The following is an 18997-nucleotide window of genomic DNA, read 5'->3' as shown; positions in this document are numbered from 1 at the left end:
CACTCGTCCCTTTATTAGGGACGGGTGTTTTTTGCGTTCTTTTACGGGGAAGTATGCTTGAAAGAGGATATGTAACGGATTTTAATTCAGAATATTTTGTTAATTTATTATTTTAGGAGGTTAGTAGAAATGAAATCATCTTTAAAGTTTTCAGAGATGTTTGCAATAAGTTTAATGTTATTTGCACTGTTTTTTGGTGCGGGTAATATGATTTTTCCACCAGCGTTAGGACAAGGCGCTGGAACAGACGTATGGATTGCGTTGTTTGGTTTTATCGTAACAGGCGTTGGACTACCTTTATTAGGAGTAATTGTTATAGCTTTAAAGGGAGATATTAATGAGCTAGCAGGACGTGTACATCCTATATTCGCACTTGTTTTTATCACTGCAATTTATTTATGTTTAGGCGTATTCGTAAGTGTGCCGCGTACAGGAACAGTAGCTTATGAGATGAGTATTGCACCGTTTTTACCAAGTGAGATAGCTGGTCAGTCATATCCACTTGTTATCTTTACACTTATTTTCTTTGCAGTCACTTTCTATTTAGCTTTAAATCCTTCGAAATTAGTGGGTCGTATTGGTAAAGTGCTAACTCCAATACTATTAGCTGTTATTGCAATTATCGTAGGTAAAGCACTTATTACACCAATTGGAGAATTTGGTGCACCGACAGAAGTGTATAGTGCTCCTCTCTTTAAAGGATTTATTGATGGATATTTAACTTTAGATGGACTTGCGGCACTGGTATTCGGAAATGTTGTAATTCATGCGTTAAAAGAAAAAGGCATTACAAATAAAAATAGTATTGCAAAAGTAACAATCTTTGCAGGATTTATTGCAGCACTTGGTTTACTACTTGTATATTTAGCGCTTGCGTATCTTGGAGCTTCTAGTGTATCGCTTGGAATGGGCGCAAACGGAGGAATTATTTTAACAAATGTCGTGAATCATTTATTTGGTAGCTACGGAACTTTATTACTAGGGATCGCAATTACAGCAGCATGTTTAACAACTTCTGTAGGTATTGTTGCAGCTTGTGGTGATTACTTCTCTTCTTTATTACCAAAGCTTTCTTATCAAAAAGTCGTTTTCATTTTCTGTGTATTAGCATTTATGGTAGCAAACCTTGGGTTAACTCAGTTAAATGCATTAGCATTACCAATCTTAATCGCAATTTATCCAATTGGAATCGTACTTATCGTATTATCACTTGTTGAAAACTACGTTCGTCTTCCATTAGCGATGTATGTGGGCGGGATTGTAGGAGCATTTGCAATAAGTTTCTTTGATGGGTTACACAATGCAAACCTTCAAATTGCAGCGCTAGCACCTATTTTAGATAAGATTCCATTATATAGTGTAGGAATTGGTTGGTTAGTTCCAGGCATAATCGGTATAGGATTTGGTTATATAGTTTCTAAGTTTCAAAAGCAGGAAATTGCTGTAGAAAAATAGAGAAAAGAGGCTTTCTATAATAGAAAGTCTCTTTTTTTGTAAAAAAAGCCGTATATAGAGAAATTTAGATATTAAAAATTTTATACGTAATATAGTTGACAAAAAATTTATGAGTAGGCTAAGATTGACTTAGTTGTGGAAATATTGGAAGGGAAGTGAGGGAAACGGGGTTTCTATAACTATAGTGTTGTTATGGGAAGAGGTGAAAGAAGAGGAGAAGAGAAAGTTTATTTTTTTTGACTTGCATTGAGAATGATAATCAATAAATACGTTTTATAATTTTTTCTCAGTTTCTATGCCTTCGTATAAGGAATAGGGTGAGATATTATTTTTAATATCAAATGAGAATGATAATCAATAACGTTTATGTTACATAAAATAATGCTAATTAAATAATAGGTAGAAGAGATTATTTTTTTCTTATGAATTGAGAATAATTATCATTTTCAGAAAAAGTGAAATGAAAGATAGCCAAGGAGGAAACAAGAAAAATGAAAAAGGTTTCTGTATTACCCGCTTTTATTATAACGTTCGTATGTATGCTAGCTTTTCTTGTAATGCCATACGGGAATGCTTCAGCAAAACTAGCTGATGGTACTTACGATATTAATTACGTAATTCAAAAAGCGGAAAATGATTCAGCTTCAATGGCAAATGACTATTTTGAAAAGCCGGCAAAATTAATAGTGAAAAACGGTGAGATGAGAGTACAAGTTCCGATGAATCATAGTGCTTGGATTACAGAATTTAAAGCACCAGAGAACGGGAATTTTGTTGATGCGAAAGTTGTTAATAAAGATGAATCGGCAGATAAAAGAACAGTAGAGTTTAAAGTAGATGATTTATCCAAACCGGCAGCTGTAAAAATTCATGTTGTTGTACCAAGTGCAAACTATGACCACCACTACACAATTCGTTTTGCTTTTGATGCAAATGTAAAAGCTGTAGGTGGCGATAATGGCGTAGCTGCTACAACAAAAAATAATGATCAAGCGAAAACAGATACACAAGTAAAAGAAGAGAAAACAAAAGTAGAGAGTAAGGAAACAGCTAAAGAAGTGAATAAAGAAACAAAAAATGAAAATGGAAAAGCTGAAAAAACAGATAACCCAAAAACAGGCGATGAAGCACGTATTGGATTGTTTGCAGCGTTAATTCTTATTTCAGGTGCTTTCTTAATTCGTAAAGTGAAATTGAGTAAATAAATCTTTTGAAGGGTGATGAATATATGTTTAAACAATTTAAAATGATTATTGCCGTATTTGCTGTTTTATTTACATTTATCGCAACACTAGGTTTACAAGATGCAAAGGCTGCTACAAAACTAGCTGATGGAAAATATAATATTGCTTTTACTGTATGGAAAGGCGATAAAGATGAATCGTCTAGAATGAATAGTTATTTTGAAAGCCCAGCAACATTAACAGTTAAAAATGGAAAACAATATGTTTCATTTAAAGTGAAAGATAGTGCTTCTATTAAAAGTTTCCAAGTAGAAAAAGATGGTCAATTTGTAGAAACAACCGTGTTAAGTGAAAACAAAAAAGATAATACTAGAGTTGTAGAATTTGAAGTTGCTGACTTGTCAAAAAAACTAAATGGCAAGGTGAAAATTAATATTCCAATTATTAATTATAATGCTTCGTATGATATTCGCTTTGTATTTGATGGGAACAGTATTAAATAATTTTCAAAAGGGAGAGTCGTTCCATTGAACAGGTATACAAAAATTATTGTTGCTATGTTTTTAATGATATTTACATTCGTATCAACATTACAACCACTTGCAGTTCAAGCAGCTACCAAGTTGGCTGACGGTGAATATTCAATTGGCTTCAAAGTTTTAAAAGATACATCAGATGAAGAATCGATGATGAATCAATATTCAGTAAGTCCGGGAACTTTAAAAGTGAAGGATGGGAAAAAGAAAGTATCCTTTACATTAACAAATAGTTCATGGATTACGAAATTTGAAACAGAAAAGGCAGGTAAGCTAGTTGCGACAAATGTAATTAGTGAAGATAAAGAAAAAGATACAAGAGTAGTAGAATTTGATGTAGAAGATGTAGAGAAGGTATTAAATGCAAAAGTAAAAGTAGATATCGATTTTTTAAATTATCATCATGAGTACGACGTTCGTATTGCATTTGATCAAAATAGCATTACACCAATTCATGTAGAAAAACCAAATGAAAAAGAGGACCCAGCTAATAAGCCAGATCCAAATGAAACTACCGATTCAGGTCAGAAGCCCGACCAAAAGCCTGACCCAGATCAACAACCAAATTCTAACACAATTACAGATGGTGCGTACAGCATTCCATTTAAAGTGTTAAAAGATCAAACAGATGAAGAATCTAAGATGAATAGTTACATGGTAAATCCAGGGGTATTAAAAGTAGAAAACGGTAAGAAAAAAGCAATTGTAACACTAAAAAGTAGCTCATTAATTAAAAATTTCCAAACGGAAAAAGATGGCGCATTTGTTGATGCAAAAGTAGTGAGTGAAGATAAGGAAAAAGATACAAGAGTAGTAGAGTTTGAAGTAAACGATTTATCTAAAAAACTAAATACAAAAGTATTTATCGAAATGGCATCAAGAAATTATAAGCAAATGCATGATGTACAACTTTTATTTGAACAAGATAAACTTGAACAAATTAAAAATGAAGAGAAACAACCAGAAGTAGAAAAACCGGAAGCAGAAAAACCAGAAGTAGAAAAACCGGAAGCAGAAAAACCAGAAGTAGAAAAACCGGAAGCAGAAAAACCAGAAGTAGAAAAACCAGATGAAAATAAAAAACCAGATGCTGAAACAATTAAAGATGGTGAATACAGCATCAATTTTAAGGCATTAAAAGATCAAACAGACGAAATTTCAATGATGAACACATATACAAAAAGTCCAGGTGTGCTAAAAGTAAAAGATGGTAAGAAGTATGTATCATTTACGTTAACGAACAGTTCTTGGATTACAAAATTTGAATTTGAGAAAAATAGTTCGTTTGTTGATGCAAATGTAATAAGTGAAGATAAAAAAACTGATACACGCGTAGTGGAAGTAGAAGTACCAGATTTATCGAAAAAGTTAAATGCAAAAGTAAAAGTAGATATCGATTCAATGAATTATCACCATTTTTACGATATTCAATTTGCATTTGATAAAGGTAGCATTAAGTCGTTAGATAACCAAGGTGAAAACAACAACCAAGGTGGAAACAACAACCAAGGTGAAAACAACAACCAAGGTGGAAATGATAACCAAGATAATAACACAACAATTGATCCAAAAGCTCTTAAAGATGGTGAATACAGAATTGGCTTTAAAGTGTTAAAAGATCAAACAGATGAAATCTCAATGATGAACACATACACAAAAAGCCCAGGTGTATTAAAAGTAAAAGATGGTAAGAAATACGTATCGTTTACATTAACAAATAGTACATGGATTACGAAATTTGAATTTGAGAAAAATGGTTCTTTCGTTAATGCAAAAGTGTTAAGTGAAAATAAAGAACAAAATACAAGAGTAGTAGAAGTAGAAGTAAACGATTTGTCTAAAAAATTAAATGCAAAAGTAAAAGTAGATATTGATTCAATGAATTATCACCATTTTTATGATGTTCAATTTGTATTTGATCAAGACAGTATTAAAGCCTTAGGGAACCAAGACGGAAACAACAACCAAGGCGGAAACGACAACCAAGACGGAAACAACAACCAAGGCGGAAACGACAACCAAGACGGAAACAACAACCAAGGCGGAAACGACAACCAAGGTGGAAATAATAACCCGAAAGTAATAGTTGATCCGAAAAATTTAGTAGATGGCCAATATGATATTACATTTAAAGTATTAAAAGATAAAACAGATGAGATTTCAAAGATGAATGACTATGTTGTAAATCCAGCGAAATTAATTGTAAAAGATGGTAAAAAATATATTGAGATGACGCTGAAAAATAGTGCGTGGATTACGAAATTCCAAACGGAAAACAATGAACTATTCGCTGATGCGAAAGTAGTAAGCGAAGATAAAAATGTAAATACGCGAGTAGTACAGTTTGAAGTAGAAGATCTATTTAAAAAATTAAACGCAAAAGTAAAGGTAGACATCGATGAGATGAACTACCATCATTTCTACGATGTGCAAATTCAATTTGATACAAATAATATCGGCGCGTTAGGAACTCTTAAAGAGGAACCGAAAAATGAACCGAAAAATCCAGTGACTACACCGAAAGTAGATAATGTAAAAACAGTAGGTACTCCTGATTTTAACCGAAATGCAGATGGTCAGAAGAAAAAAGAAGATACAAAAAATGATTCGAAAAAAGAGAAAAACTCAAAAACTGCAGATACAGCACAACTTGGTTTATATATGGTGTTACTGCTAGGTTCACTTGCTTTACTAGTTCGTAAATATAGAGCAGGTAGATTGTAATTTTTGGAGTCTTGATGCATATTCGCGTGCATCAAGACTTGTTTCATATTGTATGGAAAGGAGTGGTGATTGAGAGTGAAGAAAATTGCAAGTGTACTAATGGCTATCATTTTGTTAATGAGTATAGCTGGGTGCTCATCACCCAAAAAAGAAACAGCAAAGCAGGTAAAGAGTGAGAGTAAAGAGCGCGTTGTTGCAACAACAGTGGCTGTTACTGAAATTATGGATGCGTTAGAAGTAGATTTAGTTGGCGTTCCAACAAGCTCTAAAACTTTACCGAAGCGATATAAAGGTTTACCTGAAGTTGGGAATCCAATGAGTCCAGATATGGAAAAGGTAAAGTCATTAAAGCCTTCAGAAGTGTTATCTGTGACAACACTTGAATATGAATTAAAGCCAGTTTTTGATGGTGTGGGTATGAAAGCAAACTTTTTAGATTTAACGAGTTTGAAAAATATGCAAAGTTCTATTAGCGATTTAGGTAAGAAATATGGGCGTGAAAAACAGGCCGAAGCAGTAGTAACTCAATTAGATAAAAAGGTTGCTAGCATTCAAAAAGAAGTAAAAGGAAAGAAAGAACCGACAGTACTTATTTTATTAGGTGTGCCGGGAAGTTATTTAGTAGCAACAGAGCATTCTTATATTGGAGATTTAGTGAAACAACTAGGTGGTAAAAATATTGTGCAAGGTGAACAAGTAGAATATTTAGCTTCTAATACAGAGTATTTAAAGAAAGCTGATCCAGATATTATTTTACGAGCAGCTCATGGTATGCCTGATGAAGTTGTAAAAATGTTTGATAAAGAATTTAAAACAAATGATATTTGGAAACACTTTGCTGCGGTTAAAAATAACCGTGTTTACGATTTAGAAGAGCGTTTATTTGGAACGACAGGCAATTTAGCAGCAATTGAAGCGTTAGATGAATTGAAAAAAATGATGTATCCGTGATGCATTTTAATATAAAGGAAGAGTAGAATGAATAAAAAAACTTGGAGTTTCCTCATTGTTACTGCATTGCTTATTGTTATGACATCATTGTCAGCGATGAAAGGGAGTTTAGAAGTAGGTATTGTTGAACTTGTACAAGGGATATTTACAGGTGGAAATGAAGATGTTGAAGTCATTAAAGATTTACGTTTCCCGCGTATTATTATTGCGTTGTTCACTGGAGCGGCTCTCGCTGTTTCAGGTGTGCTTTTTCAAGCTGTTATGAAAAATCCACTCGCCGATGCTGGGGTAATCGGTATATCTTCAGGAGCAAGTTTTATGACACTCGTTATTATTACGTTGTTTCCGCAATTCTTTTTCTGGACACCCGTATTCGCCTTTTTAGGTGGTGCGCTTGCATGTTATCTCGTTTATTCGTTTTCATGGAAATCAGGATTAAGCCCGCTTCGCATTATTTTAATTGGTATTGCCATTAATGCAATGTTTACTGGATTAAATGAATCATTCGTTACGATTTGTGGGTATTTTATTAAGAGTATTAAGCAAACGACGACTTCTAACATAACAATGAAGACGTGGGGCGATGTAGAAATAATGGTGACTTATGGAACGATTGGTCTTATTCTTGCTCTGTTCGTAGGAGCTTGGTGTAACTTATTATCGCTACAAGATAAGACTGCGAAAAACTTAGGCTTGCATGTGACGAGAGTTCGTCTTATTATTTCTGCCATTGCAGTACTCTTAGCGGCAGTATCAACAGCGATTGCAGGTGTTATTGCTTTTGTAGGATTACTAGTTCCGCATATTTCAAGACAATTAGTCGGTTCAGACCATAAAGTATTAATTCCATTTTCTGCGCTTGCAGGGGCGTTATTAATTTTGACGGCAGATACAATTGGAAGGTTAATTGTGCCACCTAATGAAATTCCAGCAGCAACAATTATGGCGGTTATTGGTGGTCCATTCTTAATATTTTTGCTTAGAAAGAGTGATAAAGTTCATGGAAATTAAAAATGTAACCTTTTCATACGATAACGTAACAAATCGTTTAAAGTCTGTTAGTAGTGAAATAGAAATTGGGAAAATTACAACAATCATTGGACCGAATGGATGTGGGAAATCAACATTACTTAGTGTCATGTCTAGAAACCACGCTCCTAGCAGTGGAGAAGTAATACTTGATGGGAAAGCGATTGGTGAATATAAACCGAAAGAGTTTGCTAGAAAGCTAGCAGTTGTCCATCAACAAAATGAGGCTCCAGCAGATATTACAGTGGAAAAGCTAATAAGCTTCGGGCGTATGCCATATAAAAATATATTTTCTCCGCAAACAGATGAAGATAGAGAAGCGATTGAGCGTGCACTAGTATGTACGAATTTACAAAGTAAGCGTGATAAGCCAATTTATGCTTTATCTGGTGGAGAGAGGCAGCGAGTTTGGATCGCGATGACATTAGCTCAAAATACACCAATGCTCTTCTTAGATGAGCCGACCACATATTTAGATATTTACTATCAGTTAGAAATATTAGAGTTAGTGAAAGAGTTAAATGAAGTGCATGGACTAACGATTGTAATGGTATTACATGATATTAATCAAGCCATTCGTTATAGCGACCATATTATCGTTATGAAAGATGGAGAAATCATTACGAAAGGTATTCCTAATGATGTAATAACAGAAGAAATGGTTAAAGCAATATATGGTGTAGATGTCATTGTAAAGCAGGATGAAGATACCGGATTGTACATGGTACCTATGGGAATCTAAAGGCTGAGCATAATCCGTTTTGAGGTGATAATTTGAATAGTAAGAAAGGACGGAAAAAGAATTCTTTTTTTCAACGCATACTTACAATTGTGTTTTTAGGAATCTTTTTCTATTCAATGTATGAGTTGGGCGGGATTTTCATGGATTATTATGAAAATCGTAAAGTAATGGCTGAGGCACAACATATTTATAAAAGAAGTCCAATGGAAGAAAAATCAGAAAATGGAGAGGTACGTAAACAGTTTCAGGATCTCCAGAAAATTAATCCAGAGATAGTCGGATGGATTACGATGGATGATACACAAATTAATTATCCAATCGTTCAAGCAAAAGATAATGATTACTATTTATTTCGTAATTATAAAGGTGAAGATATGAGAGCGGGAAGCATTTTTATGGACCATCGTAATGATGTGAAATCTCAAAATCGAAATACGATTTTATATGGCCATCGTATGAAAGATGGTTCTATGTTTGGTAGTTTAAAAAAAATGTTGGATGAAGACTTTTTTATGTCTCATCGTAAATTATATTACGATACATTATTTGAAGGATACGACGTTGAAGTTTTTTCAGTATACACGACAACAACGGACTTTTATTACATTGAAACGGATTTTGGAAATGATGCAGCATATGCATCGTTCTTAAAGGAAATTCAAGAAAAATCACTGTACAAAACGGATACGGAATTGACGGCTAATGATGAAATCGTAACACTTTCTACTTGTGATTATGCTCTTGATCCAGAGGCTGGAAGGCTAGTTGTACACGCAAAATTAGTAAAAAGAAATTAAAGAAAAAAGTATAGAATATGAGAAGTGATAGATAACGCTTCTCATATTCTATACTTTAAAAAAGGACTGTTCTTACTGTGCTGCAGCCATTGGCATACGTACAACTTTTACATCATAGTAAGCAATTTTATTATCAAGAATATATTCTGGCATTCCGCCTTGATGTGAGTGAGCATCTTTAAATGCAGCGCTCTTTGTCCAACCTTGGAAATCTTCTTTTGCATTCCAGCGAGTGCTAATTGTTACTTCATCATAATCAACTGTATTTTGTGTTAAAAGAACTTCTAGACCTAAAAAGCCTGGCATCGTTTCAACTTTACCTACTTTATTAAAACGCTCAATTAATTTATGCCCATTTCCCTTTGTAATTTTAGCTGTATTTGTAACAATAATCATGTTTATTCCTCCTATAAATGTAGCTATATTTTCAAGAACTCATATACATCAAATGATAATGAAAATCATTATCATTGTCAATGGTAAATGTGAAATATATAAGTTTTTTTCTATTATTTTGGACAGTGAGATTTTCATTTCAAAACGTAGTAAATATGTGGCGGTTAAGTGCGAGAATGAGCTAGTTGTACTAGCAAAGCAATAATATGGTATAGTGAAACGAGGCTGTTTTTTCAGTCTCGTTTTTCAAATGCTTCCTGTAGAGAAAGCATGCAAATGGAAAGGAAGTTATTATATGCGATTAGAAGTAACTGTAAAAATAAAACCGAAATTTATAAAAGAAATTAAAAGTGGATATCCGCTTATTTTAAAAGATGCGATTCAAAATTTAAATGATGTTCGTGAAGAAGGAACAATCATCAAAGTAGTAGATGAGAAGAACAACTTTGTCGGAAAAGGTTATTATGGAAAGCAAAATAAAGGATACGGCTGGATTTTAACGAGAAAAGAGAGTGAACAAATTAATCAATCTTTCTTTGAAAGTAAAATCAAATCTGCCCTACATAAACGAAAGCAATTTTATAAATCAAGTGATACGACAGCATTCCGTGTGGTGAATGGTGAAGGTGATGGTCTTGGAGGACTAATTATCGATTATTATGATGGCTACTACGTAGTAAGTTGGTATAGTGAAGGGATTTACACTTTCAGAGATGAGATTATAGCCGCTCTTCAAAAAGTAGCAAACTTTAAAGGTATTTATGAGAAAAAGCGTTTTGATACGAAAGGGAAATATATTGAGGGTGATGATTTCGTAGCAGGAGAGCGCGGCGAGTTCCCACTTATCGTAAAAGAGAACGGTGTGAACTTTGCGGTTTATTTAAATGATGGGGCAATGGTTGGTGTATTTTTAGATCAACGTAACGTTCGAAAACAAATTCGTGATAAATATGCAAAGGGAAGAACAGTGTTAAATATGTTCTCTTATACAGGTGCTTTCTCTGTATTTGCAGCGCTTGGCGGAGCAAGTAAAACGACGAGTGTTGACCTTGCAAATCGTAGTTTAAGTAAAACGATTGAGCAGTTTAGTGTAAATGAAGTTGATTATGAAGCACAAGATATTATTGTAGAAGATGTATTTCTTTACTTCAAATATGCAGCTAAGAAAAAGATGAAATTTGATATGGTCGTACTTGATCCTCCAAGCTTCGCCCGCTCAAAAAAATATACATTTAGTGCAGCAAAAGATTATAAAAATCTATTAAAAGAAACAATTGCTATTACAGAAAATAGCGGTATTATCGTTGCTTCTACAAATTGTAGCGCATTCGATATGAAAAAGTTTAAAGGCTTTATCGATACAGCCTTTAAAGAAATGAATGGCAAATATAAAATATTAGAAGAACATTCTTTACCAGAAGATTTCCGTACCATTGATCAATTTAAAGAAGGAGACTACTTAAAAGTAGTTTTCATCGAGAAAATTAAAGGTTAATAAAGAAAAGGAGCTCAAGTTTACTTGAGCTCCTTTTCTTATTGAACGATATTTTGTACTCTACCGACTTGTCCGTCCTGCAATCGCACTTTAATGCCATGCGGATGGGAAGGGGAGTTTGTTAAAATATCTTTTACAATTCCACGTGTTAATTTGCCTGTTCGTTGATCTTGTTTTAATACAATATCAACTTCAAGACCGGGCGCGATATTAGAACGTTTTTGTCCGTTCATTTACACACCTGTACGTCTACGTTGGTTGTTTGTTTTCTTTGTTTGTTGGTTTTGTAATTTTTTCGTTTCTTGGCTTTGATTTTTTGCATTTTGACCATTTCCATTTCCTTGCTTTTTCTTAGCAAGTTGTTCGCGCATTAAATCAGCTAAGCTTACTTTTTTGTTTTCTGACATGATAAGTCTCCTTTATATAAAGTTAATTATGAACAATCGTAGTGAATTTCATCATATCATTGTTAAGGAAGGAAGGGAAGTTGGTTTGAAAATTCATATAATTGTTTCCAGTCTGTAGTAGTTACGATACAATTGGATTGTTAACGTTTGTAAAAAGGGGATAGACATATGTCACATCATATTTTATTAGTTGAAGATGATATCTCAATTCAAGAGATGGTGGAAAAGTATTTAATAAAAGAGGGTTTTCAAGTAACAATTGCGTCTGATGGAGAGGAAGGCGTGAACACATATTTAAAAGGTTCATTTGATTTGATTATCCTTGACATTATGATGCCAAAGCTAGATGGCTTAGAAGTTGTACGAATCATTCGAGAAAAAAGTGCTGTTCCGATTTTAATGATGTCGGCAAAAGATACAGATGTTGATAAAGCTGTTGGATTAGGACTTGGAGCAGATGATTACATTTGTAAGCCGTTTTCTATGATTGAATTAGCTGCACGTGTAAAAGCGGGTATTCGGAGGTCTACGAAATATTCGGCTACAGAAACAACAGAAAAGATGATTCAAATTGGTGATTTAACAATTGATCCAATTAATTTTACAGTTGAAAAAAACGGGAAGTCTCTCAAACTTACTTTAAAAGAATTTGAGATTTTAAAGCTATTCGTAAAGAACCAAAATCGTGTATTTACGAAAGCGCAAATATATACATTAGTTTGGAATGAAGAGTATTACGGTGACGATAACGTTATTAATGTTCATATGAGAAGATTGCGTGAGAAAATCGAAAGTGATCCATCTAATCCAGAATATATTAAAACGTTATGGGGCATCGGCTATAAGTTGGAAGTGATGTAATATGGTCAATTTGTTAATAGGTATTATTTTTATATTGTTATGTGTTATTTATATGCAATATAGAATGAGAAAAAATAGTAGTGAAAATTTACGATACACATATGAAAAGTTAGAAAGTATTGTAAATGACAAAACAGGCGAGACGTTACTCGTTATGACAGATGATCTAGAATTGCAAAAATTATTAGTGGCAATTAATCAATTATTAGATGCAAAACAGAAAACGAATGCAGATCATGCAAAAGTAGAAATTTCGATGAGAAAAATGCTTTCAAATATTTCGCATGACTTGAAAACACCACTAACAGTTATTCTTGGATATACAGAAATGTTAAATAAGGATAAAACGATAAATAAAGAAGAACAACAAATATTACTTGAAAAAGTGCATACGAAAACACTAGAAGTGATGGAGTTAATTCATAAGTTTTTTGACTTGGCAAAATTAGAATCTGGTGACAAAGCAATTGAAATGACAAAAGTAAATATGAATGAAGTTTGCCGCGAGAAGATTTTATCATTTTATGATTTAGTGACGACGAAAGGTTTTCAGGTTCATATTGATATACCAGAAAGAAATATATACGCACTTGGAAATGTAGAAGTATTAGGTAGGGTATTGAATAATTTAATATCAAATGCAATTACATATGGAGACGATGGAAAGGCACTCGGTATGACGTTAAGAGATGATGACACGGGCGTGTATATAGATGTATGGGATAAAGGAAAAGGGATTGATGAATCTCATATTGATAAAGTGTTTGAGCGTATGTACACACTTGAAGATTCAAGAAATAGATTGTACCAAGGAAGTGGTCTCGGATTAACGATTACGAAACGGCTTGTGGAAGCGATGGACGGGAAAATCCATCTTTCTAGTAAACCGTATGAAAAAACAATTTTTACAATTGTATTAACAAAGATACAGTTTTAGCTTGTAGAGCAGTAGATTCTACAAGCTTTTTTTCAGCGTAAGGAATTTGTAAGAAACGGGTAAGAAAAAAGAGATTTCCGTTGTTTATTATAGAAATATAGAGTATTGCGAAAGGGGAAAGTAACATGACATATATATTAAAAACAAATCAGTTAACGAAAGTGTTTAAAGGGAAAGAAGTTATTTCCGGTGTTAACATGCATGTGAAAAAAGGAGAAATTTACGGTTTTTTAGGACCAAACGGTGCTGGTAAAACAACGATTATGAAAATGATTACAAATTTAATAAAACCGACGAGTGGTGATATTGAAATCTTCGGTGAGAAATTAACAGATACATCTTATGAAGTATTAAAAAGAATGGGGACAATTATTGAATACCCAATCTTTTATGATAAATTAACGGCGAAAGAAAACTTAGACCTACATTGTGAATATATGGGCTACTACGATAAAAATGCAATTGACCATGCTTTACATTTAGTGAAGCTGCAAGGGATAGATAATAAAAAAGTAAAAGATTTTTCATTAGGAATGAAACAACGACTCGGTATTGCAAGAGCAATCGTGACAAAGCCAGAATTGCTCATTTTAGATGAACCCATTAACGGTTTAGATCCAATTGGTATTAAAGAGTTACGAGACTTATTTAAAATGCTCTGCAAAGAATATGGCATTACATTATTAGTTTCTAGTCATATTTTAGGTGAGATGGAACTAATGGCGGATACAATTGGTGTCATTCAAAATGGAAAACTAATAAAAGAAGTTTCAATGAAGAGTATTAACGGAAAACAAACAGAGTATATTGAAATCACTGTTCCTGATGTGAAACGTGCAACTTATATTTTAGAAGATAAACTTGGTATAAAAAACTACAAAATAATGAGTGGAAACATGATTCGGGTTTATGAAGTGGCGGTGACACAGCAAGCCATTTCCAAAGCACTTATTATGAACGATGTGGAAATTGAAAGTATTAATAAGAAACATAGTTCCTTAGAAGAATATTTCTTAAATGTAATGGATGGAGAAGGTATTCATGCTTAATGGACTGTGGCTGAACCTGGTAAGTGGATTTATCGTAATGCTAATAAGTGGAATTTTATATTATAGAAAACCAGAGCGAAAATGGTTGTTAATCCTACTAGTGATAGGAATGTTAAGCTTCGTTACTGCTGGAATTAGAATGTTAGCAGCGTAGAGACAGGTATATAAAGAATGGAGGCGTAATTTATATGTTTAAATTAATGAAGCTCGAATGGAAGAAACATAAATTATCTAGTTACTTTAAAGGGGTAGCAATTTGTATTATAGCAATTTTCGCTGCAGTAAGCCTTATGGCGTGGGGAATTAAAGCCGAGGGAGACGTGCTCTTCTTTGACTTCACGCAACAAATGGTTTTAATAAACACTTTTATTAGGATAACATTCATTATTTTTAGTTCGGTCATTTTATCACGTTTAGTAATTGATGAGTATAAGAACAAAACAATACAACTACTATTTATGTACCCATTGCAACGAAAAATGCTAATGAGAGCGAAATTAACAATTGTTTTTTGTTTTTGTTTTGTGAGCACGATTATCGCTACTTTCAGTATCAGTTTGCTTGTATATTTTGTGAGTCCAATGATGGGACTGATTGAAACACCAGCTACGATAGGTGAAATAATATCTATCGTTCCAACTACTTTTATAAGTGCATTTATGATATCTGGTATAAGTTTAATTCCTTTATTTTTTGGGATGAGAAAGAAATCGACACCTACAACAATTACTTCTGCAGTAATAATCGGAATGATAATTAGTAGTAACTTTGGTCCTGGAAACGGTCAAGTAAGTCTGTTTAATTTTATAGCTATCCCAATCGTGCTCTGTTTATTAGGAATTTTCATTAGTTATCTATCGTTTCGTAAAATCGACAAGATCGATGTGGCGTGAAGCAAGCTTAAAACAAAAACGAACTGGGGTATGAATAGTGAAAAAAATGATAGTAATTGCAATATTATTCATTACAATTGCTAGTGTAGTTTTTGGTATTAAGGTATTTCAGGGGAAAGATTTTAAGAAAGAAAAGTCTTTTGAGATAAATAATATAAAAGAAATACAAGTAGACAATGAAAACTGGAATCTTGAATTTAAAAGTACAGACGCTAATAAAATAGTAATTTCCGCTCAAGGTGAACAAGCAGATAAAGAGATAGATCCCGTCAAAATAGAAAATGATGAAAATAAAATTATGGTTAAGCAAAAACAAGAGGCGAACAAATTTTTTAATGGTTTTACGTTTAGGAAGAAGAATAGTATATGTATAGCTATTCCGAAGAAAGAAATAGATAAAATTGTATTAAATAATAAATCAGGTGATGTGAAAATAAGAGATATAGTAGTAAAAAGTATCGTGACGAAAGGCAAATCTGGGGATGGAATGATTGTAGGACTATCAGCCGAGAAAGGTGAATTCATATCGCAAAGTGGAGAGTTAGTTGTAAAAGATAGTTCAGTACAAGAATTAAATATAAAGTCTACGACTGGTGATAACTATATCACAAATGTAAGTAACTCAAATATGAACATCACTTCAACATCTGGGGAAGTATTGCTGAAAGATATGATAGAAGGAAAATCATTATTTATAGAAACAAAATCAGGGGATATTGGCGTACGGTATAAAGGTGTCCCGGCATCATTGAAGCTTATGGCTAAAAGTAATTCGGCTGACGTAATAGTAGATTTAAAAGGACTTAAGAAAGATAAAAGTACAGAAAAAATAAAAGTAGGAACGATTGGTGATGCAAAAAACAAAGTGGAGATTTTAAGTAAGACAGGGGTCATTTATATTGATTAAGTCTTAGGAGGAGGGAGGACTATCATGCTACGTCTTATGAAGCTAGAACTGAAGAAAATTAAACTTGGCTGGTACGTGAAGAGAGCAGTAATTGCAAATCTTGCTATACTGGCATTATTGATTTTTGTTAGCATCGTTTCTCAAATAGAGGGAGATCCAGAAATAAGAGATCCGCAGGCCATTTTGTTAATGGCTAGTTCAATAGTGAGAGCAACATTTATTATTTTTGGTGCTGTACTAATAGCTAAGTTAATAATTGATGAATATAAAAACAAAACAATATTATTGATGTTTTCTTATCCAATTAATCGAAAGAAAATAATGATTAGTAAGTTGGCTATTACAGCAATATTAACATTCATAACAGTTATTTTATCTAATATTTTTGTAGTGGGAATTTTCATTGGAATAGATAGTTATTTTTCGATTCTTCCTAATTCATTCGCAGTAGATCAATTGATTCAAGAAGGGATAAATCTCGTTCCTTTAGCCATTGCCACTGCGGGAATAAGCTTAATTCCTCTATACTTCGGAATGCGTAAACGTTCAGTGCCAACTACTATTGTTTCGTCTATTATCGTTGTGCTAATCGCAATTAATAACCCACCAATATTTCCTATAGCGACCTTTCTTCCTCTTCAATTCGCATTTGCAGTGATTGGTGTGGCGATTGCTTATTATGGAATTAAAAATATTGAGAGGGAAGATGCAATATAAAGTTTCACATGAAACAAGTTACAGAAAAAGACAAGATGTGTAAACACCTTGTCTTTTTCTGTTGTTACATTTTAGGAACTTCCATTCCAGCCGTAGCCCATTCTTCTTTTGCGGGACCATATACGCCAGGAACTGTTAAGCCGGCTTGTCGCATTAAAACCGTCATTTGCCCGCGGTGATGATTTTGATGATTAATAAGTGTCATTAAAAACATAGAATTCGGCATAGGGCGACCAAAGAAGTCATTAATAGTTGCTAAATCTTTATCAGTCCATTCGCTTTGAAGTGCTTCAACAAAAGCCGCGTTCACTTTACGGTACTCATCTGCAATTGTTTTTGCAGAAGTAGGAACAGGATAATCTTTCGTTTCGCCTTCAAACTTTAGCCCTGTGCCAGATAGTATAACAGGAATTGCCGTCACGATATGCCAAGCAACTCTGCCTAACGTCCAATGTCCAGGTGCAATTTCCTGTGATAAAGATGCATCGGTTAATGAATCAAGTATTTTCTGAGTAGACTCTGCTTCGTATGTCCATGATTGCAAGAAGCCTTCAATTGTTTGGTACATTATTGTTATCCCCCTCTACTTATGTTCATAGATTAAGTTCGAGAAGAAATGACAAGTTCCCTTTATGTTTTAATGATGGTATTTAAAATTTTATATATAAATTTTATGATACTATTGAGTGTATATAGAATTATATTAATTTAGGGGGATATTATGAAAAGATTGATTTTAGGAATCATAATTTTATTTTTAATGGTAGGATGTAGCAATGAAACCTATAAAAAAGCAATGGATCAAGGGAAATTGGCGTTAGCGAGTAAAGAATATGACACGGCAGTAGCATCATTTGAGCTAGCATTAGAAGAGAAAAAGGATGATAAAGAAGCAAAGGTATTAAAAGACCAAACTACTAAGATGATAAGTTCGATAAAAGAGAAATCGAGTGGAAATATAGAACAAGCAATAGGTTTGTTTCAAGAAGTAGAAAAGATGAAAGATGGTTCCGCAATCCTTCAAAGTCAAGCGAAAGAACAAAAAGATTCGCTCATAGAGCATAAAGAGTTAAAAGGTCAATATATAGGTCAATTGGAAAAGGCAGAGAAGTTAAAGAATGATAAAAAGTATGAAGAGGCTAAAGGGATAGTAAATAAAATTGTTAACGATACTGGCCAAAATCAACAATTTATTTCGGAAAATCAACGGGCCGAAGAGCTGAATAAGCAAATCGATGGCTTACTAACTCAACAAGCAGAAGTTAAGGAAAAAGAGGAAGAGTTAAAAAATGAAAAGAAAAAAGAGGCTGATATTGGAAAGTTAAAGGGGTCTTGGATGTCATCAGAAAGTACAGATAGGCCAGTTGGGTTGGAAATAGAATCTATTAATAGTGAGAAAACAGGCGGAGAATTTATGGAACATAATATTTTTGGGAAAGGGACTACTATAGGAGACTTTCGAATATTAAGTGTGGACCAAGGGATTATTTCTGTAGAGCTTGTATTTTTAGTGGGGGAAATAAAGCATAAGGCTGATTTGAAAATTGAGGAGAACACATTAACTGTATATCATGAGTTTATGGGGAGTACTGAATCTGTGAAATTAGTGAGATCAGAGTAATTTATCCGGCTATTCACCTGCAGTAAAATTTCCACCTCAAGATTCGGCTGGAGCAAAGAAGTTAGGTAGGAGATTCACTGCTCATAAAAGCCAAATTGGTTTGGGTTAATAATCAGTGGGGATGAAGACCCCCCCACTAATTAAAGTTTCACTTTATTTAGTATATAAAAAGGAGGCTTCTAAAATACAATGTACCCTATAGAATAGACACTTAAAAAAAGTCTATTCTATAGGGTATTTCTTGTATAATGAGAGAAAAATGAGAATCGGAGAAATTTTAAAATGACGAAAAAATT

21 protein-coding genes and 1 other annotated feature (1 of these 22 cut by a window edge) are annotated in these 18997 nt (G+C 33.5%); of the genes, 17 read left to right on the top strand and 4 right to left on the bottom strand.

The genetic code is table 11. The annotated features are described in order from the left end of the window. Positions 1–14, top strand: a binding site (T-box leader); it begins 242 nt to the left of the window's first position. A 115-nt stretch (positions 15–129) separates the two neighbouring features. From brnQ6 to srtB, 8 genes are all read left to right on the top strand, one after another. Continuing rightward, positions 130–1455 carry a branched-chain amino acid transport system II carrier protein BrnQ6 gene (gene brnQ6 / locus ACTFSL_RS06455; protein ID WP_440041393.1) on the top strand — a complete coding sequence of 442 codons (1326 nt, stop codon included), beginning with the start codon at positions 130–132 and terminating at the stop codon, positions 1453–1455. Between the two features lie 491 nt (positions 1456–1946). Then, a complete protein-coding gene (isdC, locus tag ACTFSL_RS06450; RefSeq protein WP_048656156.1) occupies positions 1947–2660 on the top strand; it encodes a heme uptake protein IsdC in 714 nt (237 codons plus the stop codon). A 23-nt stretch (positions 2661–2683) separates the two neighbouring features. Further along, entirely contained in the window at positions 2684–3142 is a 459-nt protein-coding gene (locus ACTFSL_RS06445) for an NEAT domain-containing protein (protein ID WP_000476164.1), read from the top strand. Between the two features lie 24 nt (positions 3143–3166). Then, positions 3167–5899: an NEAT domain-containing protein gene (locus ACTFSL_RS06440; protein WP_440041391.1), complete on the top strand. Its 2733-nt coding sequence runs from the start codon at positions 3167–3169 to the stop codon at positions 5897–5899. A gap of 69 nt (positions 5900–5968) precedes the next feature. Continuing rightward, positions 5969–6850, top strand: coding sequence for a heme ABC transporter substrate-binding protein IsdE (isdE, locus tag ACTFSL_RS06435; RefSeq protein ID WP_440041390.1), 882 nt, complete (start codon positions 5969–5971; stop codon positions 6848–6850). A 27-nt stretch (positions 6851–6877) separates the two neighbouring features. Then, positions 6878–7861 (top strand): FecCD family ABC transporter permease, encoded by a 984-nt coding sequence (locus ACTFSL_RS06430; protein WP_001036848.1) that lies wholly within the window; start codon positions 6878–6880, stop codon positions 7859–7861. Then, positions 7851–8621, top strand: a complete 771-nt coding sequence (locus ACTFSL_RS06425; protein WP_000403758.1) for an ABC transporter ATP-binding protein — start codon at positions 7851–7853, stop codon at positions 8619–8621. Before ACTFSL_RS06430 ends, ACTFSL_RS06425 begins: the two co-directional genes overlap by 11 nt. 32 nt (positions 8622–8653) lie before the next feature. Continuing rightward, complete coding sequence (gene srtB, locus ACTFSL_RS06420; RefSeq protein WP_001086126.1) at positions 8654–9418, top strand: class B sortase; 765 nt, start codon at positions 8654–8656, stop codon at positions 9416–9418. Positions 9419–9490: 72 nt separating this feature from the next. On the opposite strand, the gene isdG is transcribed toward srtB, so the two are convergent. Then, a complete protein-coding gene (isdG, locus tag ACTFSL_RS06415; protein WP_000587818.1) occupies positions 9491–9814 on the bottom strand; it encodes a heme oxygenase in 324 nt (107 codons plus the stop codon). Positions 9815–10109: 295 nt separating this feature from the next. Between isdG and ACTFSL_RS06410 the strand changes: the two genes are divergently transcribed. After that, positions 10110–11309, top strand: a complete 1200-nt coding sequence (locus tag ACTFSL_RS06410) for a class I SAM-dependent rRNA methyltransferase (RefSeq protein WP_440041388.1) — start codon at positions 10110–10112, stop codon at positions 11307–11309. A gap of 38 nt (positions 11310–11347) precedes the next feature. On the opposite strand, the gene ACTFSL_RS06405 is transcribed toward ACTFSL_RS06410, so the two are convergent. Further along, complete coding sequence (locus ACTFSL_RS06405) at positions 11348–11542, bottom strand: YwbE family protein (protein ID WP_001014310.1); 195 nt, start codon at positions 11540–11542, stop codon at positions 11348–11350. Next, positions 11543–11716: a hypothetical protein gene (locus ACTFSL_RS06400; protein ID WP_001293578.1), complete on the bottom strand. Its 174-nt coding sequence runs from the start codon at positions 11714–11716 to the stop codon at positions 11543–11545. 168 nt (positions 11717–11884) lie between these two features. On the opposite strand from ACTFSL_RS06400, the gene ACTFSL_RS06395 reads away from it, so the two are divergent. From ACTFSL_RS06395 to ACTFSL_RS06365, 7 genes are all read left to right on the top strand, one after another. Further along, positions 11885–12577: a response regulator transcription factor gene (locus ACTFSL_RS06395; protein ID WP_000018035.1), complete on the top strand. Its 693-nt coding sequence runs from the start codon at positions 11885–11887 to the stop codon at positions 12575–12577. A 1-nt stretch (position 12578) separates the two neighbouring features. Then, on the top strand, positions 12579–13514 hold the full coding sequence (locus ACTFSL_RS06390) for a HAMP domain-containing histidine kinase (RefSeq protein WP_000247675.1): 936 nt from the start codon (positions 12579–12581) through the stop codon (positions 13512–13514). A gap of 125 nt (positions 13515–13639) precedes the next feature. After that, complete coding sequence (locus ACTFSL_RS06385) at positions 13640–14563, top strand: ABC transporter ATP-binding protein (protein ID WP_000221063.1); 924 nt, start codon at positions 13640–13642, stop codon at positions 14561–14563. Then, positions 14556–14717 (top strand): hypothetical protein, encoded by a 162-nt coding sequence (locus ACTFSL_RS06380; RefSeq protein WP_000931814.1) that lies wholly within the window; start codon positions 14556–14558, stop codon positions 14715–14717. Before ACTFSL_RS06385 ends, ACTFSL_RS06380 begins: the two co-directional genes overlap by 8 nt. 34 nt (positions 14718–14751) lie before the next feature. After that, positions 14752–15456: an ABC transporter permease gene (locus ACTFSL_RS06375; RefSeq protein ID WP_440041385.1), complete on the top strand. Its 705-nt coding sequence runs from the start codon at positions 14752–14754 to the stop codon at positions 15454–15456. Between the two features lie 37 nt (positions 15457–15493). After that, the gene (locus tag ACTFSL_RS06370) at positions 15494–16363 is read left to right on the top strand and encodes a DUF4097 family beta strand repeat-containing protein (RefSeq protein WP_440041383.1); all 870 of its coding nucleotides are present in this window, start codon (positions 15494–15496) and stop codon (positions 16361–16363) included. Positions 16364–16387: 24 nt separating this feature from the next. Next, the gene (locus tag ACTFSL_RS06365) at positions 16388–17080 is read left to right on the top strand and encodes an ABC transporter permease (protein ID WP_000945198.1); all 693 of its coding nucleotides are present in this window, start codon (positions 16388–16390) and stop codon (positions 17078–17080) included. A 64-nt stretch (positions 17081–17144) separates the two neighbouring features. Here the strand turns inward: ACTFSL_RS06365 and ACTFSL_RS06360 are convergent, their stop codons facing one another. Beyond that, a complete protein-coding gene (locus tag ACTFSL_RS06360; protein WP_440041381.1) occupies positions 17145–17648 on the bottom strand; it encodes a DinB family protein in 504 nt (167 codons plus the stop codon). Between the two features lie 153 nt (positions 17649–17801). On the opposite strand from ACTFSL_RS06360, the gene ACTFSL_RS06355 reads away from it, so the two are divergent. Further along, positions 17802–18701, top strand: coding sequence for a hypothetical protein (locus tag ACTFSL_RS06355; RefSeq protein ID WP_000825577.1), 900 nt, complete (start codon positions 17802–17804; stop codon positions 18699–18701). Positions 18702–18997 lie beyond the last annotated feature (296 nt).

Source organism: Bacillus cereus group sp. MYBK108-1 (assembly GCF_051917185.1).
In the GTDB taxonomy this organism is placed as follows: Bacteria; Bacillota; Bacilli; order Bacillales; family Bacillaceae_G; genus Bacillus_A; species Bacillus_A cereus.
This window is presented reverse-complemented; position numbering and strand designations above follow the sequence as displayed.